The sequence below is a fragment of the Dyadobacter sediminis genome, from assembly GCF_005860765.1.
In the GTDB taxonomy this organism is placed as follows: domain Bacteria; phylum Bacteroidota; class Bacteroidia; order Cytophagales; family Spirosomataceae; genus Dyadobacter; species Dyadobacter sediminis.
In genome coordinates this window covers 509120-531344 of record NZ_VCEI01000011.1, presented here as the reverse complement: position 1 = coordinate 531344, position 22225 = coordinate 509120, and the positions used below count along the sequence as shown (strand labels likewise).

Annotated in this window: 9 protein-coding genes; 4 read left to right on the top strand and 5 right to left on the bottom strand. The window is 47.0% G+C overall.

Annotated elements, in window-relative coordinates; translation table 11 throughout:
- Positions 1 to 35 precede the first annotated feature (35 nt).
- Both FEM55_RS03040 and FEM55_RS03035 read left to right on the top strand, forming a co-directional pair.
- Entirely contained in the window at positions 36 to 3419 is a 3384-nt protein-coding gene (locus FEM55_RS03040; protein ID WP_229209065.1) for a TonB-dependent receptor, read from the top strand.
- 25 nt (positions 3420 to 3444) lie between these two features.
- The gene (locus tag FEM55_RS03035) at positions 3445 to 4965 is read left to right on the top strand and encodes a RagB/SusD family nutrient uptake outer membrane protein (RefSeq protein WP_138279828.1); all 1521 of its coding nucleotides are present in this window, start codon (positions 3445 to 3447) and stop codon (positions 4963 to 4965) included.
- A gap of 198 nt (positions 4966 to 5163) precedes the next feature.
- Here the strand turns inward: FEM55_RS03035 and FEM55_RS03030 are convergent, their stop codons facing one another.
- The gene (locus FEM55_RS03030; protein WP_212748286.1) at positions 5164 to 7464 is read right to left on the bottom strand and encodes a glycosyl hydrolase family 95 catalytic domain-containing protein; all 2301 of its coding nucleotides are present in this window, start codon (positions 7462 to 7464) and stop codon (positions 5164 to 5166) included.
- Between the two features lie 141 nt (positions 7465 to 7605).
- On the opposite strand from FEM55_RS03030, the gene FEM55_RS03025 reads away from it, so the two are divergent.
- A complete protein-coding gene (locus FEM55_RS03025) occupies positions 7606 to 7959 on the top strand; it encodes a DUF6152 family protein (RefSeq protein ID WP_138279827.1) in 354 nt (117 codons plus the stop codon).
- Between the two features lie 2 nt (positions 7960 to 7961).
- The gene (locus tag FEM55_RS03020; RefSeq protein ID WP_229209064.1) at positions 7962 to 8450 is read left to right on the top strand and encodes a DUF6644 family protein; all 489 of its coding nucleotides are present in this window, start codon (positions 7962 to 7964) and stop codon (positions 8448 to 8450) included.
- A 247-nt stretch (positions 8451 to 8697) separates the two neighbouring features.
- Here the strand turns inward: FEM55_RS03020 and FEM55_RS03015 are convergent, their stop codons facing one another.
- The 4 genes from FEM55_RS03015 to FEM55_RS03000 form a co-directional block, all read right to left on the bottom strand.
- A complete protein-coding gene (locus FEM55_RS03015) occupies positions 8698 to 12897 on the bottom strand; it encodes a M4 family metallopeptidase (protein ID WP_138279826.1) in 4200 nt (1399 codons plus the stop codon).
- 816 nt (positions 12898 to 13713) lie between these two features.
- Positions 13714 to 16194, bottom strand: coding sequence for a malectin domain-containing carbohydrate-binding protein (locus FEM55_RS03010; protein ID WP_171036453.1), 2481 nt, complete (start codon positions 16192 to 16194; stop codon positions 13714 to 13716).
- Between the two features lie 829 nt (positions 16195 to 17023).
- The gene (locus FEM55_RS03005) at positions 17024 to 18862 is read right to left on the bottom strand and encodes a RagB/SusD family nutrient uptake outer membrane protein (RefSeq protein WP_138279824.1); all 1839 of its coding nucleotides are present in this window, start codon (positions 18860 to 18862) and stop codon (positions 17024 to 17026) included.
- A gap of 18 nt (positions 18863 to 18880) precedes the next feature.
- Positions 18881 to 22072, bottom strand: coding sequence for a SusC/RagA family TonB-linked outer membrane protein (locus tag FEM55_RS03000; RefSeq protein ID WP_229209063.1), 3192 nt, complete (start codon positions 22070 to 22072; stop codon positions 18881 to 18883).
- Positions 22073 to 22225: the final 153 nt, after the last annotated feature.

Sequence of the window (22225 nt, the reverse complement as noted above, 5' to 3'; positions counted from 1 at the left end):
AAATCTATTTAACTAAACCAAAACGATTCCAGACCATGAATGTACAAGTACCGTTTAAACCTCATTTGTCAATGCTCAGGCGTGTCATGATGATCATGCTCGTCATGGCAGTATGGTTCGCAGTTCCGGCAAATGCTATGCACGTTTTTGCTCAGGAAGTACTGAATAAGAAAATCAGCCTGAATGCACAGGATCAGGAAATTAAAAAAGTACTCGGACAAATCGAAAAGCAGTCGGGCGTACGGTTCGTATTCAGTTCAAAACTGATCGGGTCGGACCGGAAAGTTTCCATTCAGCGTACAAATGAGGAATTGTCCAAAGTACTGAATGATTTTCTTGTGCCGCTCGGTCTTGTTTATGAAGTTTCGGGAAAGAACATTGTGATCAAGCCGTCGCCGCCCGCCGTTCCGGAAGCGCGTGCGGAAGTTTCACTGAAACCTGTGCTTTCGACGTTGACGGAAATCACGATCAAAGGAAAAATCTATGATGCGGAAAGCAAGGAACCGCTGCCCGGCGTTAATATTCTGGTTAAAGGCATTCAGACCGGAACATCAACGGATGCCGGCGGAAATTACTCCATTGCCATTCCGGATGCCAATTCCACATTAGTTTTCAGCTTTGTAGGTTATGAACCCCAGGAAATCAAGGTCGGCAACCGTACCGAAATTGACGTTGCGCTGAAAACAGACCAGAAATCGCTGGAAGAAGTTTTGGTTGTCGGCTACGGTACGGTCAAGAAAAGCGATGTTACCGGTTCGGTCTCTTCTGTAAAAGCCGAAGAACTGACAGCCTATCCTGCACTTGGAACGGTTCAGGCGCTGCAAGGCCGTGCAGCGGGCGTACAGATTCAGGCCAATAACGGAGAACCCGGCTCGGCCTTCAAAGTCAGGATCCGCGGCGGTACTTCCATCAACGCAAGCAGTGACCCGATTTATGTTGTCGATGGTTTTGTGGGCGGCGCTTTACCGCCTCCGGAAGATATTGCATCCATCGAAATCCTAAAAGATGCTTCCGCCACTGCCATTTACGGTTCCAGAGGAGCAAACGGTGTGATTATGGTTACGACCAAAAAGGGCCAGTCCGGGAAACCGAGAATCGAGTTCAACACGTCTTATTCCACGCAAAATGAAATCAACCGGCTTAAACTCCTGAATGCATCGCAGTTTCTGGATTACGTCAAGGAAGTGCGTCCTGAGATCGTTTCGGCAGGCAGTGATACCGACTGGCAGGATGAAGTTTTCCGAAGAGGCGGCATCCAGAATCATCAGCTTTCCGTTGCCGGCGGCAGCGATGCGGTCAAATATTATGTTTCAGGCGCGTATTATGACCAGAAAGGCATCATTCTGAATTCCGGCTACAATCGCTTTTCTGTTACCAGCAACATTGATATCCAGCTGGCCAAAAGACTCAAAATGGGCATGAACCTGTTTGCACAGCGTGTTTCAAGAGAACAGTCCCGAACACAGGAACAATCCGGCGGACTTACGCCGGGCGTTATTTCCTCGGCATTTAAATTCGAGCCCGACCAGCCGATACGCAATGCGCTCGGCCGATTTACAGTAGCAAGGCTCAACGATCCGATTGATAATCCGTATGCCATCGCGACGCAGCTTCAGAACGAATCAGTCAATGACCGGATCCAGGGCAATCTGTATGCCGAGTATGACATTTTCAAAGACCTGAAATTCAGGATTACACTGGGCGCCACCACCAACAGCGGACGAGCAGGAAGCTTTACTCCCACGACACTCAACGACGGCCGGAACGTGGGAGGAGCTGCATCCGTGAACGGTACCAAAAGCACTTTGCTCCTGAATGAAAATTACCTTACGTATAGCAAGAAGATTGGAGCCATTCATGATCTTTCGGTCATGGCGGGCTATTCCTACCAGACTTCATCCAGCGAAAACTGGGGCGGTTCCGGGCAATCTTTCATTACCGATGCGGTTTCCTACTGGAACCTGGGAGGCTCTTCCGTATGGCAAAGTCCTGCATCCGGCTTAACCGAATGGCAGCTTGCGTCCTATTATGCCAGACTAACCTATTCATTGCTTGACCGGTATCTTTTTACAGCCAACATCCGGCAGGACGGTTCTTCCAATTTCAGCAAGAACAAAAAATGGGCGACATTTCCTTCCGGTGCTTTTGCATGGAAAATGTCCAGTGAACCTTTTATGCAGAACATGTCAGCCATCAGTCAGTGGAAATGGCGTGTCAGTTACGGCCTCACCGGAAATCAGGCCATTGAGCCCTACCAAACCATGTCCCGGTTTTCGAATGTTTACACCATTATCAACGGCGTTCCGGTTAACGCCGTGCGTCCGACGACGGTTGCCAATAATGATCTGACATGGGAAACAACCCGGCAGTTCGACGTGGGAACGGACATAAGTCTGCTGAACAACCGACTGAACCTGATGGTCGATTATTACCGGAGAGTTACCAAAGACCTGCTTTTCAGCGTACAGCTTCCGCAATATTCCGGTTATACCAATCAATTGCAGAACATTGGATCAGTCGAAAACAAAGGTCTGGAAATTACATTGAATACCCGGAATCTGGTAGGTGATTTCAAATGGAACACGGACATCAACTTTGCACTGAACCGCAACAAGGTACTGAAGCTGCCGGGCGGTACGGACATTCTTTACGGCTCTGCTCCGGGCCATATGGTTGGTCTTGGACAAACGCAGGTGCTGCGTGAAGGCTATCCGGTCGGCAGCTTTTACGGCTGGATTTATGACGGCGTTTATCAGGAAGGCGACAGCTTTATTCCCGGCGGAGGCTTTGAAGTGGCAGCCGGCGGAGAAAAATTCAGGGACATCAACGGCAAAAAAGATGCGCAAGGCGTACTTACAGGCGAGCCGGACGGCCTGCTGAACAGCGATGACAGAACCATTATCGGCAATCCGCATCCGAAATTCACGTGGGGAATGAACAACGATTTCAGCTGGAAAGGGCTTGATCTGAGCATCTTTTTCCAGGCGTCGCAGGGAAATGATATGCTGAGTTATACCTTGATGGAACTCAATCTGCTTTCCGGTATCAACAATGCGACTACCGATGCGCTGAACCGCTGGACGCCGGCCAACACGAATACGGATATTCCGAAAGCAATGGCCGGACGCACCAGAAGGGTTTCCACACGCTGGATTCAGGATGGCAGCTATGTACGGCTTAAAAATCTTGCGATCGGATATAATCTGCCAAAAGCGTTTCTGGACAAACTGAAAATCAGCAAGCTTCGCATTTACGCAAGTGCGCAGAATATTCTGACATTTACGAATTACGAGGGGTATGATCCGGAGGTGAATTATTCATCCGACGGCAATACGGACAGCAACAGAAACCTTGGACTGGATTACGGAAGTTATCCAAATGCCAAATCCTATACGATCGGCCTGAATGTCGGATTTTAATCTTATTCCTCAAAAAGTTAGCACAATGAAGATCTTAACCAATAAATTGTTTCTTGTACTCGCACTCGCCGGCATGCTGCCGGGCTGCGCCGATCTGGAAGAAAAACCGGTCGGGCTGCTTGCACCGGAAGCATTGTTCCGGACTACGAAAGATGTGGAAACGGCCATTTTCGGCGCATACGGCTGGATTGCCAGCGAGCGTCTGTACGGACGCCAGTTTGTTTCCGCGCTCATGCTGAGAAGCGATATGGCCGACATCGGCGACCGGGGAACTCCTGCAGAACGGCAGCAGGTAAATGATTTCAACATGGACGACAACAATAACATGGTCAATCAGTTCTGGCCGCAATGGTATCAGGTGATCAGCGCAAGCAATGCGGCCATAGCAGGTGCGGAACAGCTTGGACTTGGGGAAGCGGAAATCAATCCGCTGATGGCAGAAGCAAGGTTTATCCGTGCTTTCAGCTATTTTCATCTGGTGCAGGTTTTCGGGGATGTTCCGTACATCGACTTCTTTATAGATGATCCGGAATCGGTGAAGACGATTTCAAAAACGCCGGCTGCAACGGTTTACACCAAAATCATTGAAGATCTGGAATTTGCAAAACAATGGCTTCCGGAAAAACAGCCTTCGGAAGTACGAAGCCGTGCCAGCAAAGGAAGTGCCGCTTCTTATCTTGCATCCGTTTATCTTACCCTTGCAGATTATCAGAAGGCCTACACCGAAGCCAAATATGTCATCGACAACAAGGATAAATTCGGTTATGCACTTGAAGCCGATTTCCAGACTCTGTTCCGCGCGCCGCAGCCCAATAACATGAAAGAACACATTTTTGACGTTGACTTTCTGGGACTTCAGAGCGGTGCAGGCGGTGCAAACGATGATATCATGGCGCCCATGACAGGCGTGCGCGGCGGCGATGCGCCGAGAAGCGGATGGAGTGTGATCGTTCCTTCCATGAAAGTGTTTGAAACGTGGGATGCAAGGGATTACCGCAAAGAAGTAAGCTTTGACGACTCACTGCTTGTAGGCGGAAAACTTGTTCCGTATACCGAATTTCAGAATACCAAACGTCCGCACATTGCCAAATACGCACGGTATGCAGGAAATTCAAGTTCCGAAGGCCGCTATTCTGATCATAATTACGCCGCAATGCGCTATGCGGAAATCCTGCTTATTGCAGCGGAAGCTTCTGTCGAGATCAGCGGGTCGAACCCGGAAGCGATTTCCTATATCAATCAGATTCGTGCGCGGGCAAGAAACTGGGCCGGAAAACAAACTACTTTCCCCGAAGATGTAAAAGCCGGTTTGAACAAGACGGACATGATCAATCTGATTCTGGAAGAAAGGCGGCTTGAACTTGCATTCGAGTACAAACGCTGGTATGATATCAAACGCAGAAACCTTGGTGAAGCCGTGTTCAGAAGCGCAAACTCGCTGGAACCGCATCCGACTTTTGACCCGCTCCGTGATTACCTGATGCCGCTGCCACGCGTTGAATTGCAGGTTAATCCAAATCTGGGGCCGCAAAATCCGGGGTACTGACGATAGTTTGATTTGTTGAGTAAAAGCCGCTTTCAGTAAAATGGAAAATCTTATGCACAAGGTCTGACATTTTAAACTGAAAGCGGTTTCTAATTGTTTGCTGGCAGCTATCTGGAATGTTTTTGTTAATTTCTCAATTTTCAAGCACAACCCTCTCCAACAGCCAAAAGCTAATAGCTAATAGCTAATGGCTAACGGCTAAAAGCTGCTCACAAGCGTAATGCTGCCTCCTTTTCGGCACTTCAGTTCCACAAATCCATCTTTTAAAGCACTTGTTATGTTCTTGGCTGAACTGATCTTATATGCTTTAAACGGCAGTTTGAGCTTTGTGTTGCCACCGTTTTCAGCAATGATTTTGATTTCCGTAAGCTGGCCGTTTACCTTTCTGGCACTGATCAGAAAGGCGCCTTCGGCACGTAGGTTTTCAAATGCTGCGTCTTTCCAGTCCGACGGAATGGCTGGCATGATTTCGATAAATCCGGCGTAACTCTGCAGCATCATTTCCTGCAGGCCGGCAGCAAATGCAAAATTTCCTTCGAGTGTAAAAGGCCTGTAAGTAAATTTGGACAAACCGGTTCTGGTCTGATCCCCGTTCACATGAAAGCTGTTCGGCAGGCAAAAAGCTCTTGCAAAAGTAGTCAGTGCGCTTCTTGCACCGTTTCCGTCCTTGGCCCGCGCCTTGATACTGGCCAGCCATGCGTACGAATAACCGCACCACCAGTCCGGACCGATTTTATCCAGGAGCCGGATGGTGTTGGTAATAATAGCCTGCGCCTTTGCACCGTCTTCCCACTTGATCAACCCCAGCGGATGAATGGCCATCAGGTGCGAAAAATGACGGTGCGATTCATTGTACGGCAAAGTTGGTGCAAACATTAGTTCGTCGTTTCCGGTAACGGCATATTCCGGAAATTCCTTTGAAATCCGCTGATAATGTTTCGCCTGTTGCTTTTCGCCAGTTTCCAGAGCCAGTTCCGAGCCGGCTTTAAAGGCAAATTTCATCAAGGCAAGATCATAATTGGTCGTTTCCGTAAACCATGCTTCCAGACTGTTGTTCCGGATCTCCGGACTGGAACTGATTGGAAGCTGTCTTTTTCCGGCGGCATTTAGAACGGTTACGTTTTCCAGAAACCGGCAAACTTCCTTGATCCACGGATATGCCTTGTTTTCCAGAAAATTACGGTCCATGCTGTACCGCCACTGCAGATAATAATGATGCGCAAGCCACGCAGAAACCGTCGGAGAAAGGGAGTATTGAATCCAGCCGCCCATTTCGGTTCCATCCAGCGTTGTTACACCCGGAACAGCCAGTCCGTCCACGCCGAAGTACTGCTTGGTATAACGCTTGTAATTTTCTTTGTTCCGGTCAAGATGATCCGTATAGCTGAGCGCTTCTTCCAGATGGTTGCCGCTGTAAGCAGGCCAGTAACTGAGCTGTGTATTCAGGTCATGGTGAAAATCTCCTTTCCAGGGCGGAATCTTTCCGTTGTCTGCCGTCCATACGGCCTGTAACGAAATCGGAGGTGCGCCTCTGCGAGCCGCCGCGCCGAACTTGTACTGTTCCAGATACCATTGTTTTTCAAGCATAGGATCGGGAACATGCATTGCCGACTTTTTCCAGAACCCGTCCCACCATAATCGATGACCCGGCAAGGCGCCTGCAAAACCTTCATCCAGAGCAGCCCCGCAAACAAGGATGGCCGCAGGCTGCATGCCTGCATCCGGAAAATGCGACGATATGCTCCATACCCCTTCCATGCTGTTTTTTCCGATTCTTTTCCATTGAACAGCAATTTCGTAACGGAACCCGCCCCACCCTTCCTGCGAATACGTAATCACATTAGTGCTTCGCCGGATGGAACCCTGTTTGTAACCAAGCCTTGCCAAATCGTCCCCGACAAGAGAATTTACTTCGCCGCTGTCCTGAACCGCGCCCTGATAGTTTGGTGCAACCAGTTCGGGGACAATTTCTTCACGCAAATTTTCAAACCGAAACCAGCCGATCGCCTTTGTTGCATGCACGAAAGTTGTCAGTTTTTGACCATTTGTCCATTCAACGGTACTTGCAGCATCTGCCAGCGAAAGTGTTACGGATTTTACCTTGTTCGATCCCTTTATACTGAATTCCAGAGCGCCGGCCGGAATTTTCGAAGGTGCCGGCTCTTTGTCATAAGGTACATCAAAATATTGCTGAACAGGTTTGTAATCTTTCTTTCGGACTTGTTCCTGAACCCATTTATAACGGAACTCCGGCCGGTGCAAACCTGCCATCGGACGCATGTCCCAGATATCGGCACGATCCAGCGAAAACCGCAGCTTACCGTCTTTTTGCCAGATCAATGCACCGATTGTTGCATTGCCGAGGGGAATGGCTTCATCCCATACCGAGGCAAGATCATCAAAATGCAGGTTATGTATTTCCTTGGGCTGTGCACGAAGCGGGTGGTCATTCATCAGAAACCAAAACAATACAACAAAAAAGCAATACTGAATTTTCATACGGAACAGCGTTTGATTGTACCGTATATACAAAGCAGAAAAACCTTGCAGTCTATTCATATAGAAGTAGATAAAGAATTGCAGGATTGTACAATCTGCTTATTTTTCACTAGCTTTAAACATCACTAAACGCTGCGGACCATGAACAGATTAAAAGGCATTGCACTTGCGCTCTCAGTCATTTCTTTTGCATCTTTTACAGCATTGCATCATGGCTGGGCCGATTATGATCAGGAAAAAGTACTTGACTTCAAAACGGTTATTCAGGAATCCGTTTATGAAAATCCGCATGTACTGGCCAAAGTCAAATACAAAAAAGAGCTCTGGACTGTATATCTGGCACCTACAAGCCGCATGACCGACCGTGGACTGACGGCCGACATGATCCAGAAAGGAGAATCCGTCCGGCTGGTCGCTTATCCGCACAAATCCAAAAAGACTGAAATGCGGGCTGAACGAATTTTTGTGGACGGTACCAAATACGAACTGCGCTGATCGTGTTGTCCGCAACCGAAAATACTCTTCGGTGGCTTGAAAGGTCTTCATGGGCGGTGCACATTCGGCAATCGTTATGGCTGTATCCGGCATTGGAAATCGTGCACATTACGGGTATAGCCCTACTGGTCGGTGCCGCATTCCTATTTGATCTTCGGCTGCTTGGTTTTTCAAAGAATCTTCCAGTCCGTGACCTGGCCAATCATTTGCTTCCATGGTCTCGGAAAGGTTTGTGGCTAATTGTTCCGTCGGGAATTCTGCTGTTTATAACCAATGCCGAAACGCTTGGCAAAGATCCGACTTTCTGGTTAAAAATGCTCCTGCTTGCAGTGGCCGGCCTGAATGCATTGGTATTTCACCAGATTGTTTATCCGCCGAAATTCCGTTTACAACCTGAAAAACAGCTTCCGTTATCGGCAAAAGTTTCTGCTTCCATTTCCATTATGGTCTGGATTGCAGTCATTGCTTGCGGCCGTTTACTGGCGTATTAATTATAGTTCAGTTCTAACCTATTTTACAGGGATTTGATGAACGGAGTGAATCCTTGCCAGAAACAACCAGCCATTTACAAAACCTTTTAACACAAAAAAGAGCTTTGACAAAGCTCTTTTTTGTGTTAAAATTAATTAGCGATTTTTGATGTAACCGCTCCAAGCCAATGGAAACGAAGTGAACTGAACGATACGGACCGTTCTGACATCTCCTTTCTGAAAGCAGACAGTCAATTGCCGAAGGCTGTTATATTTTCAAGATAGACAGATGGTACCGGATGCTTTCACCGCTCACAATGACCTGATAAATTCCCGTTGGCAAACCCTCCAGCTGCAAGGACAGATTACCGTTTTTGCTGCTTGCATTGTCTTTTCGGTACACTTCGTGACCTGCGGTATTGATCACTTTTACGTTTAGCAATTTGTTTCCAGATGCAGGAATTTCGATGTTCAGCATACTCTGAACCGGGTTCGGATAGAATTTCAGACTCAGCAGATTCGCAGCATCAAGGGCAATGATCCGGCTGAAATGATGAGTGCCGTCCACATCAACCTGTTTCAGACGATAATAGCTGATTCCTTTTGAAAAACCGGTGTCGAGGAATTTGTACTGTTTTTCAACGGCTGTGCTGCCATTGCCTATCACGGTTCCGGCATTTACAAAACTTCTTCCGTCCAGGCTTCTTTCCACTACAAAGTAATCGTTATTTACTTCTGAAGTAGTTGTCCAGGTCAGCAGATTCCCTTCAACAGTACGCCGGCCTTCAAACCGTGACAATGTTACAGGTAACGGCCCGGAAGGAGGCGCGTCCGACAAACCAAAGTTGGAGAATCCGGAATTGAACGTGGATGTAAATGCATAATCCAGACCAAAGCCCGTATTTTCCACAGCCACCGCCGTAGAAGACAACGCCTGATTTGCAGCCGTGTTTCCCGGGCTTTTTCCCATCGATTTTATATCCGGTCCGTTGAAGTTCGGCAGTTCGGATGCTTTGTAATACAATGTAATCTCGAATTCACCAGCCGGATTATTATAGGTCGGTGTAACCTTGAAAGTCTTGTTTGTAATGTGATACCCATTTACCCAATCCGTTTCATCCCGGCCTGCACGATCAATCGAAACGGATGTACAACCGTAATCGTGACTGCTCAGGTTTTTAATCCGGGCCATCAGGTTTTTGGAAACAGGATCATAAAAATACACGGTTGCGTTGGGACCCAGATACTGCTCGTCCGGCGATGTTGTTACAGCCGTTTGTACCTGCGTTGGAATCACTCCGCTTATCTTTACGTTGTCAATGGCCCACCAGTAATCGTAATTGGCAATGTAGCGAAAGCGTACTTTCATGTTCGGATTGGCATAAGCTACGGGTATGGACAAAATTCGTACGGCGGGTTCGTTAAAGGAACCGGACGTGCCGGTTGCTTCCGTTTGCGTCAGAATGTTGCGCCAAGCCTTTCCGTCCCAGACATCCACAAGCGCCTGTTCTTCAAAACCGTCGTCATAAACTTCAAAGTATTCAATGAACGAAAGCTGGATACTGGACATATTGGCTGTATTGATTGCCGGCGTCTCTACAATCTTGTCCAGTGCAACATCGCCTGCGACATCGCTGTTGATATACAAGAATGGAGATCCTGCAGGATCCAGTTCAACGGACGGATCGTCTACGACAGCCCAGGTTGCCGGGTATGTTCCGCCGCCAACTACAGTCCAGCCTTTCGGCAAAGTGGCCTGGTTAAAATTCTCGTTAAGAAGTTCCACACTTACATCGCCCGGCACGATATCATCATCTATAATGGTAATGGTATGCTCCTGATTGACCGGAGCTGCGTAGACAGCTTTGTCCGTAGTTTCGAAAGTGTAGGACAAAATAACTGTTTCATCTCTTTCAATATAGGCATCATTGTAAACGCGAATAACGATATCTCTGGACAGATTGTTTGCATCCAGAACCAGTGAATCCGGCGTAATGCTGTAATCCGCCGTTTTGCCCCTTGTTGCCGTTCCGCCGGGTGTATTCAGTTTCACAGTTACCGGTGCAGCAGAAGCTTTGTTCAGTTTTATTGTAATTTTCTTTTCAATATATTTCAGGCATTCATTCGGAGAAACACCCACTTCACTAGCGTCGCTCTCATTGATTACCGAAGAAGTGGTCACAAACTGAAGCGAAGGCTCTGCGCAGGAATATACTCTTACATTATCAATATACCAGCCGTCCAGACCGCCGCATCCGTCGGTGCCCATATCCCAACGGAACTGAATGACATCGCCTTCCACAATGCCCAGCGCCGTAAGATCAATCCGGCTCTGGCCCCAGCTTCCTGTCACCGAACCTTCATCCGTTCCGGTAAAACCCGGCTGTCCCTGCAAAGGATTTTCACTGACGCTCAACGTCGCATTATAGCCGTTGGCAATGAATGCGGAAGCGGGTACCAGCATCCAGCCACCGCCGTTTATTTTGTACTTTACGTTGCCGCCGTCGTAGTTATGTTCAATGGCAATCAACTGATCGAATGCCATGCTGAACGGTCCGGTTGATCCTTTGGGAATGGTAATTTCCGGACTTGCAAAAGAGATGACGCCGTTCTGCAGATTGAAATTGCAGTCCCCTTCGTTGTAATCAATTCCGAAAATCACTTTTCCTGTTCTTCCGCCGGGTGCCGCCACAACTTCCCATTCGCGCGGCGTCCAGGTTCCGTTGCTGCCGCTGTCTGAAGCTACCCAGCCATCGGTTCCGGATTCAAAGTCTTCGTAATAAAAAGCATTTTCCTCAAGACCACCTTTGCAAATGTTATCCACAGGTTTAAGGATCGTCTGAAAATTACAATTGTTTTCAAATCGGAGTTCGACCGCCGCAATCACTTTCGCCAGCTGCGCAGCATCTGCTGCCGTGATGATTTTCCCGGACAATCCTTTTCCGTTACTGGATGTGGATAGGCGCGGCAGGTTGATGCCGATCAGATCCACCAGCGATGCTTCGAGAATATCCGCCTGCGCAGCAAAATCCGTTGTACTCGTCATGTAATTTTCCTGTGCATGCCAGAAAATATGCGCAGCTTTCGTCAGACCAAGTCCTGTAATGACCTGACCGTTGTAAGAACCGCCGTCGGCAAGCAAAGCATAGGCATGGTTAAGAACCCCCGAATTGATATGCACGCCGCCATAATCCGTAGACTCACACCAGTATTGCGGATCAGTTACCTTGCCGGGGTCAGACCGGCATGTAGGGTCCCACATATCACGGATCTGCCCGGTCAGGCTGGTTGCTTTTTCACCGATCTGCCAGCGCTGCGAACTTCCGCAGTTGATGCGCAGCGAATCGCTTTCACCTTCATCCATGTAATTATTCAGCAGGTCGACGGTTTCACCCCAAATATCAGAGTAAGACTCATTGATGGCGCCCGGCTGCCAGCTGTAAATCAGCCCGCTTGTATATTCCGTGTAGGCATGTGCCCATTCATGCGCCACCACGTCATCCGAAGCCGTTCCCGAACAGTAATTGGTTGTAATCCCGTTCCAGCTCGAATTCGGACAGAATATATCCGGATTATTATTGATGATCACCATTGCTCCGTCTTTGTTGTCGTAGGAAACGTAGTTGAACGCGTTCTTCATCAGGTTATAGATATGGCCGGAAGCTATAATTTCCGAATGCTGCCATTTATCCAGTTTATCCAGCGGTCCGTCGCCTTCATCCCATACCAGATTGGCAGGCGACGGCGACGTTTCGTACAGCGTACGGTGAATGTTATGCATACCTGCAAACTGCTCCACAAGTGCTCCGGTATGCGCGTCGATAAACATAAATTCCCTGACATCATTATCGTTCCGGACTTCTACCTGATACACAAGATGCTTCGGCCCTACATAGCCCTGCGCAAGACCTTTTTGAAACACATACAAGGTAGAATTCACAGCCCGCAGCGGCGCTTTGAAATTGCCCTGCTTCTGGGCAGTTACCAGCTTGATTGCCGTTGTTTCGGCCATTTTCATGGTAATGTCCGGCTTGGGGTTCAGCTTGACAACGGGCACAAAGTTACCGTTCAGAGAGGCGAGGTCGTTATTTACATTGAAGTGAAATTTCAGCTTGCCGTCATAAACCGGAACACCTTTGTAAAATTGCTGAAGTACAACATGCTCCATGCCATAGTTGTCTTTCCTGGTTTCTTTTACCACATATGTATCCATATTTTGCTTGACAGCCATCATACCGGAGTTCTGCTGGATAAAGGCCATGGCTTTTTGCTCAGGTTTGCCCCCGGCCAGTTTGTATGCCTTCCCGACCGGAAAACGCAGATAGTTCAGCGATCCGGTTGCCTTGTCAATGGTAGCCGTTGCCCCGGTCCTTGCTGCAAATGCCTGAACTTGATTTTGGACGGCACTTTGCGCAAACGATTGCACTGCACAGAAAAGCAGGGAAAAAAGTAAAACATTAAATTTCATAACTGGGTTGAATTGTTAAGTAACCGAATGGAATTTGGATTCTGGAACAAAAATCCGGACGATTTTGAGTGAAGTGTAAACGGTAATTACGAATGTAGTGGATTAATTAAACAGGCAGTGGCAAGCAGACTTGAATGCATACTTTGGTATTGTATGGTATGTTGAGTTTTCATCTTCCTTAAATTTACATTAACAAATCAGCTGCCAATAAAACTATGCCTCTGTTTTCAAACATAATATAATTAAATCAGCGAACTATTTTTATCTTATTCAACGGCTTTGATCCATGCCGGTCTTCCGATTACTGTGTTCCGGTTAATCAGGCAACGAACGTTTTACAACAATATACAAGCTACTTTGCTGTTCGTTTTAGTTCAGAATCCATGCTGGTCACTTTTCCAATTCCTCACAACAATTTGATCCTGACTTCCAACTGCTAACGGTATATTGATATATTGGTAAAAATAAGATAACCAAATGTACAAACCAAAAACGGATTTTTCCGGAAAGTCAGAATACGAAATGCTCGCAGGCAGATTAGAATTTATTTTACCTCCGGACTTTGTGATCCCAAGCGGAATACTTTACGCATAGGCCTATACGTTACCGATCAGCAAAAAACGTCATTCCTCAAGACAATCCCGGTGCGATTTGTTTGATTCGGCGCAGGTTATCTCTTTATAAACAAGCTGTTTGCAAGCATTTACATCCACGGTAGTTGTTTCCAAACAAAAAAGTCCTCTGCCGCATTCAGCAAAGGACTTTGATTAGAACCGGCCTGCATACCGCAACCGGCATGCAGGTGGTTTTCTGTAATTAATTTTTAACAATCTTGTACGTAACGACATTTCCGTTGTTGCGGGTAATGTGCATGATGTACATGCCCGACGGAAGGTTCTTTACATCAATGGAAGACACAGGCGTGTTGCGGGCTTCATAAACCGCTTTTCCGGTAATGTTATACAATTGTACCGCACTGATCTGGCTCCAGTCTGTAATGTCAAGGTTGAGCTTGTCCGTTACTGGGTTCGGGAAAACCTGTGCACTGGCTACTGTTTCGAAACTGACATTGATCCATTTCGAGAAAGTAGAAGTTCCGTCCAGATCAATCATTTTCAGACGGTAAAGGTTATTGCCGGAAAGCGGCTTGCTGTCCACAAAAGAATAGCTGTAATTTTCACGAGATTCACCCGCTGCATCAACTGATCCCACGATTTCCCAATCCTGACCGGATTTGCTGCGCTGGATTTCAAAATTGCTGCTGTTGGTTTCATACGATGTTTTCCAGGAAAGCAGCGTTGTATTTTCAACCTTGTTTGCGTCGAAACTGACCAGCGTTACAGGAAGCGGATTATCATTGATTCTGAATATTTCCACACCTGCAAGTGCAAGTCTGTTTACAGTCGGTGCAAAACGCATCGTCAGCACACCGTCACTTACCGTCGTATTAAAGTCCTTCACAATAGCCGTTCTGTAACCAACTTCGTTGAATATATCCAGGTTTGTCAGGATCTGCTTGCCTTCCATTGTTCCGCCAAAAACTCTGGCTCCCTGCTCTGCAAAGTAATTTTCAACAAAGTGCATACGAACCATGTAATCACCGTTGGCGACCGGAATGTTATATCCGGTTTGCTGAAGATCTGCTGAGGCAGACAAATACGTCTGGTACAATTCGTCCATATCTGTACCGGCTACTTCTGTTTTCACGACCTGTGCATCATTTCTTACAGAACCCGTACGGTAATTTTTATCCGATTCAAAAACCTGGCCGGCGATGGTTACATTCGAATCCGAGCCGCCTTTGATTCTTTTTACGACTTCAACAACCGAACTGGCCGAATGCGCATTGCCATAAAGCGGAACACGCAACGGAGAATTGGCATTGGTATAATAAACGACCATTACCGCATTTTTGATACCCTGCGTTTTAGGATTGAATTTTACAGTGAACTTAGCAGTAGCCTGCGGTTCCAGGGTTGTGCTCAGCGATGCAACTGAAAATTCACTTGCATTTGGTCCGATAATCCGTGCGCTCTTGATCGTTACAGAAGGATCTTTGGAATTATCTGCATACGTTTTGCCCATATTCTTAAGCGTCACTTCCTTGGTCTGGGTTGTTCCGGTTACCGTCGCGTCATACTGGATTGCAGAACCTGAGACCGAAGCAAGATCAGAATAATGTACTGTTCCCGTTTCCGGCTTGATGTTATCAATGTAGTAGATATTGTCCTGATAGTCAAAATTGGTAGCCGAATTATCAATGTAATCCATGTTCATGATGTATGCATTCGGAATAACATAACCGGCAGCATCGACTGCTTTCAGAATCCTCAGACCGATCAGGTCCTGGAAATTCAGCATTCTGTCTGATCTTGAATTGGAAACTCTGAAACCAAAAGGTTCCGTTGGATTGTCAATAGTTTTGACAGCAAGCGTAGAAGCAGAGTTTCTGAGACGTGGCAACAGGGACTGTGCGTCCAGGACGTGATGCGTAAACAACGTGTTCATCGTGGTTGAACCTTTGGTATAGTACCGGATGGTTTCAACCGATCCGCAGCACCCGTGATAGGCGGCCAGCTGATATACTGTTACCGGCTTGTTCGGATCGGCCCTTACAAAGTAGGAAGCCGCTACTTCATCCGAATTCGGCATAATGGTTTTTCCTTCCACACCGTTGTCAACACGTCCGTATCCCGGATTGGATTTGAAGTCAAAAGCTTTGATGATTTCAGATGCATACGGCTCATTCTGGCCTTCGCCCTGCTTCTGATACAAGCCAAACAACGATACCTCTTTAACCGGCGTCAGATTGTCATTGCTGTTGATCGTCAGCTTGTCCTGCAATATGGTCACCCTTGATGAAGCGCCCTCTGCCACAAACTGAACAACCACTTCAAGGTAATTTCCCGTTGTGATGGTTTTGGGGAACGAAGGCGTTGCATCGCCCCCTACTGATGCAATTTTCCAGCCGGCAGTATTGGATAAAACCAGACTGTTAACGACAAGGCTTTCAGATCCTTTGCTTTGAATACGCAACCTTACTTTATCATGGTTGGCGTTGAACTCTGTCGTATCCGATTTTCTCCAGGGAATTTCGATACGGGAGAATACAAGTTTGTCATGAGCCGGAAAATTATCCATGTTTCTTAGAACCATGTACGCACCGTCCGCAACCGGCGCAGCGAAGTTGCTTGATCCTGTACCAGTTACAGCACCGGCCCCTGACGCAGCAGTTGCAATTTGCCCACAAAATACAGACGAAATGGTCAGCATCAGACCTAATCTGACTGAACGCATTTTCGGAATAGTGAAAGGGAAATTATAGATTTTTATCATTGGATAGAATTAGTCTCAACTTGCTGTGTACAAGTTGGATACGTGAGTAAATAAATGATTGTACATAAATCCGAACCGCTTTTCCAGCATCTCCATTCAACGTTTGAAACCATGATTTCACCTGAAAAAACGGCCTCGTCAACTGTTAAACAAAAATGCTTCAAAATGGCTATTCATAACAGCAATGTATAACAAGGCGGCCAAAATAACAAATAAGCCGGACATAAACATCCAATTTCTAGGCAGATCATTTTCATCAGACTTTCTGTCAGATAACGAAATAGTGCTACAATATCAAACCAGTTTTTTTTATAAAATAGTAAAATTGATTACAAATACTTCTAAGTTCTTGATCCTTTCTCATTCAAATCCATTTAAGATTTTATTAACATTTTAGCTTTATAAATCTGATTACGAAATTTTTAATGATTCAACGGTCTTCGTAACAGCACCGGAAAGTATATACGTTTATCTTGTCATGAGATTCTTTTTGCATTGTTATATTCTGTATTTCGTCTTGCTTATTCAAACAAATGTCTTCCTGTTGTAATCAAAATGCTCCGCCGGGGTTCATTCATTCAATAACCGGCTCGTGTGTAGCCCTCTGGTTATAGCAAGAAAATCTTAAACAAGCATTAAACTGGCTCCGGGAAAGCCGCCTTTAAGCCTGGTTCAGGAAACTACCCGGGAGTTCCATACTTGTTCTTGACCTTATTGCTATAAACAAAAAAGCCCCGCCGGGGCTTTTTGTTTAGGACTGCATGACAACGATTTCCTATTCTCAACTTCACTAAGGTATTTCCGTCAGCGGCGGTACGTTGTTCTGGAAACCATTGTACCCTTTGTTCTGATTAATGATCCCCTGCGTATTTCCTGCAATGGCGGCTTGCGGAATGGGCCATAAAACATGATATGGACTCATGGTATATTCATCACCATGCCGGGTTTTTACACCTTTGTTATAGAAGTCGCTTTTTTCCATAATGCGGTCGTAAAAATAGTTGTTTTCAGAAAAATCGTTCATGTTATACGTTTTGCCGTTCGGCGCAGGCTTTCCGGTCATGGCAAAGATGTAGGCCACGCGCGTAAGTTCTGTTTTACGCGGTTCTTCAAAATAAAGTTCACGCGCACGTTCATCGAGTATGGTACCTATATTGACTTTGGCAGGCGCAACCGGATCGCATTTTGCACGCGTTCTTACTGCATTGATATCCGCAGCAGCTTTCACCAGATCGCCTTTCCATGCGTAAGCTTCGGCTCTCAGCAGATAAGTTTCTGCCAGTCTGAATACATACCAGTCCGTGTTTCCGCCTGAAGGCTGCACCTTTAAGGGATCTTCGATAAACAGTTTGTAATTGGGCCAGTCGAACCAGCAGCGGATCGTATCAATCGTCAGTACGGCTCCGGCAGCGTTGCGCAACTGAAGGTTTTTGCCGTAATAAGGATCTTTGAGCGTCGTATTCAGTGCCGGATTGTTGTAAACCAGATCTTCCATCCGTGTCCAGTTTCCCGGCGCATGGCGCAGATCTTTCTTATCATCCCAGACGCCTTCCTGTGAATAATAGGTTGGACGCACACGGCCCAGTCCCCGGCCTACTTTATTCACCAGATCAATGGCAATGCCGTAAGTATCGATGGTTCCGCGATTTCCGGCAGGTGTATTGATATTATTATGCCAGAACGGAACGGTATTCCGCATCAGCAAAGTACCGCCATCCACGTTTCCTTCAATGCTCACCCGGTCGATTACCAGCATCAGGGCTTCCGTATTGGAATTTAAAGCTTTGTTGGCCGGACGGTGCAAATCCCAGATGACATTACGGTTCTGATCATTCGCATCTACCCCGAAACGGTTGGTCATCAGCTTATGCGTTCCGCCGTCAATTACATTGCTTGCGGATTTGATGGCATCGTCAAAAAGGCCGAGTGAAAGATTGATTTTGGTCAGCAAATGACTTACGGAACCGCGGTTTACGCTTCCTTTGTCTGTAACCACCGGAACCCACTGTTCGGCAAATTCCAGATCTTCCTTCATTTTTTTCAGAATGACTTCTCTTTTTGTGGACTGAAAATCAAGCTTCGGATTGATGACTTCATCCAGAATCAGCGGCACGTCGCCGAATTGCTGCGTAAGTCTGTAATAACGGTAAGCCCTGTGAAAATACGCAGCTCCGAGTATTTCGTTCTTTTCCTGTTCGCTTTTGTAGGAGGTTGGCTGGTCTATTCTGGAAATGGCGACATTGGCGTACTTGATACCTTTGAATCCCTCAGACCAGTACCAGCCGATCTTGTTGTAATCTATGTGGTTAAGCTGGGCATCCGGCGTAATGAGCAGGTTCAGGTTCTGCGCCGGACCTGATTTATCCGTTGTTCCTTCCACCGCAATATCGGAAAAAATGGCTTCGGTCACCATGGGTGCCGCATCGCCGTACCATTCCAGCCGCATGTTCCGCTCACAGGCTACAATGGTGGCGCGAAGGCCCGTTGGATCATTGAAAGTATTATCAGGATTGTAGAAGGAAAGCGGTTCGGGTTTCAGCCAGCTTTTGTCGCAGCCCGTCAGCGTCATACCGGACACCAGCATACCAAGCTGAAGAATACTTTTGGGTTTTAGATATTTGGATTTCATATGCTGCCAAGATGTAAATTAAAGTGTAATGTCAAGACCCATGGTAAAAATGCGAGGACTGGGTACCGAGGTTGCAATGTTTGTGTTGTTGCTGTTATTGGTACCGTTTTCAGGATCCCAGAAACTCCAGCTGGAAAGGTAGCCTATGTTCCGGATGTTGCCGTAAACACGCAGATTCTGAATATTGATCTTTTGCGTCAGGTTTTTCGGGATCGTGTAGGCAACGGCGAGGCTTTCAAAGCGAACAAATGATTTGCTCTGATATACGGAATAGCCTGTTGCCGAACCTTCGCTGGAATACAACCGCGCCCATTCGTTGTTGCGGTTTTCGGCTGTCCAGTATGGAAAAATGTAGGAACTGGAACGGTCCGGAAATCCCTGCCGGTTTTTCATCTGATTAAATTCACCCTTCTGGCCGAGGTAAGAATAAACCATAAACGAAACATCAAAATTCTTTATTACCCTGAATTCGTTGCGGAAAGTAATCCTGGCACGCGGCGAGGTAAAACCCTGAAAAACCTTGTCATCATTCGTATACTTTCCATCATTATTCACGTCCAGTATTTTGTGATCGCCAGGCTTTACGCCGTATTTGGCCGCTGCATCCGCTTCTTCCGTCTGCCATACGCCCAGTACTTTATAATTCCAGATTTCGTCAATGGCATGACCGATAAACCACCGGTTTGTAATGTCGTCGGCTTCTCTTTCACTGACTACATTTCCTGACGCATCTTTGGTTACGGTCTTGTCGCCATACAAATGAACGATTTTGTTTCTGTTCATCTGAAAGTTCAGTGTGGATCGCCAGGTAAAGTTTTCACGCTTCATGTTGTTGGAGTTCAGACTGATTTCCAAACCTTTGTTATCAACCTGACCAAGATTGTCCAGTACGAAATCAAATCCGAGCACATTGGGCAAAGCTCTTTCCACGAGCAGATCGCGTGTTGAAGATTTGTACAGTTCCACACTTCCGTCCACGACATTGTTGAATAGTGAAAAATCAAGTCCGAAGTTCAGGGAATTGGTCCGCTCCCACTTCAGATTGGCATTCTGCATTCTTCCTACATACAACTGGCTTGTCTGATACACCGTTCCGCCCGGATTGATGTGCAGGTACTTTCCGGTGATGAGATTGGAAAGCGCGTCGTATCGGGCAATGTCTCGGTTTCCGTTACTTCCGTATGAAACCCTGAATTTGCCGTAACTCAGCCAGCTGGATTTAAAAAAAGGCTCGTCCGTAAATACCCAGCCCAACGCAGCGGATGAAAAAAGCGCCCTCGGATTCTTTTGTCCGAATGCAGAGTAACCGTCCCGGCGCGTGGACAACGTAACCATATACCGGTCTTTGAAAGAGTAAAACAAACGGCCCATCAAGGCATCTGCCGTACTTTCCTCATCGTTCGTCCACATAATAGGCGCATTGCCTGCGGCCATGTTATGATATCCTAAAACGTCTGTTGGTGCAAAGCCTTTATTGGAAACGCTGTCGTCCCACATTCTGAATTTCTCGGCATTTACAAGAAAGGTGGCATCAATGTTATGCTTTTCTGCTAAGGTTTTATTCCATTTGAAAATGTTATCAATCTGCCAGCTCATGGTTCTGGTATCGCGGCGTGAAGCCCTTCCTCCTTCTGCTGCCCACTCCGCATGCCTGGCCGATTCTGCATTATAGCGGTGATAATACTCATATCTCGGCGTAAAGTTTGCCTGATAACTGATGCCGAACGGTAATGCTATTTTGGCAAAAACAACAGCATTGATCGTTACCGAACCTTTGTCACGGTCGGTAAAACTGGGTGCAAAGTATGGGTGGTTTCCGCCGCTTGCCTCTTCATTGGGCCGCCATTTGTAAGTTCCGTCCGGATTGAACTCCGATCCCCAGGGCGAAAGGTTGGCAGCCAGTTCGTAATTGACAGGAACCTGGCTCTCGTCCCGGTCTGCAAACTGCGTATTGATCCCGACCGAAAGAAACTTGTTTACTTTTCCTTCCAGATTAAGCCTCGCGCGCACAGTACTGTATTTGTCGCCGACAACAATCCCTTCATTGTTCAGGTAACCCAGCGACATATAGTACGAAACCTTGTCCGTCTTTCCGGAAAGGCTTACGGTATGATCCTGGCGAAGAGCTTTCTGAAACATTTTGCTGTACCAGTCCACACTTTTTCCGTTTTTGTAGTTCTGGATTTCAACCGGCTGCATGCCCAGTCTCTGCAGCCATACGGTTGTCGGGTCGCCGGCCGATCCGTCGAATGCCAGCCATTGTTCCAGTGTAACGTCGGAAGGAAGCTGAGCGGGGTTTGTAAACCGGCTGGGCTGCGCTGCGGTATTGATGTTGCGCATGACTTCCTGCCGCCACGTAACAAATCCGTCCGGACTCAGAACAGGCTGGTTTTTGGCTACCTCGGCCACGCCGAAATTGGTATTGACGTTGATGATCGTCTTGCCTTCTTTTCCTTTTTTGGTCGTAACCAGAATAACACCGCTTGCCGCTTTGGCCCCGAAAACCGCCGCCGAACTCGCATCTTTCAGCACGTCCACCGTTTCAATGTCATTCGGGTTAATGTCTTCCAGACCGCCGTAGTAAATGGCTCCGTCCAGTACTACCAGCGGACTTGTTCCGGCTTTCAGCGAGTTGGTACCTCTCACCGAAACATTGCCGCCCCCCTTTGCCGAGGCAGAAAACCCGACGTTCATGCCTGGAATATTGCCTCTCAGTACATCCTGAACGGATTGCGGATTTTCATTTTCCAGTTTAGTGGCGCTGATCTGCGAAACGGCTCCGGTAAGGTCCCTTTTTTTCAGCGTACCATAACCCACCACCACTACTTCTTCCAGCGTTTTCTGATCGGTGGATAAAATAATGTCCATAATGCTTTCATTTCCGACCGGCTTTTCCTGGGTCGCAAATCCTACCGCAGAAAATACAAGAACGGCATTGCTTTCAGGGACATTGATCTGGTATTTGCCGTCTACATCGGTTGTCGTTCCGTTGGTCGTTCCTTTCACAACCACTGTGACGCCCGGAACCGGCGTATTGTCTTCTTTGGATAAAACTTTGCCTGAAACCGGCTTGTCGGCAACAGCGGTCTGTTCGGATCTTGGCTTATGCAAGACCACATTCGGACCGGCATAGGCGAGCGGAAATGCCATGGCCGTCAGCATGCATCCCGCAGTCACCCGGATGAGGGTAATTGTTAAACCTGAGTTCATAGATTAAGGTGAGATTGTAATGATGGAATAGAAATTGTTATTAATATCCCAGGACGGAACATCATCTTTCTCACCCCTACTAGTAATTGTTCAATTAAATTCGAAAAAGATTAAATGTTTATGAAGAAGTATTTGTAAGTAGCATCACACGGA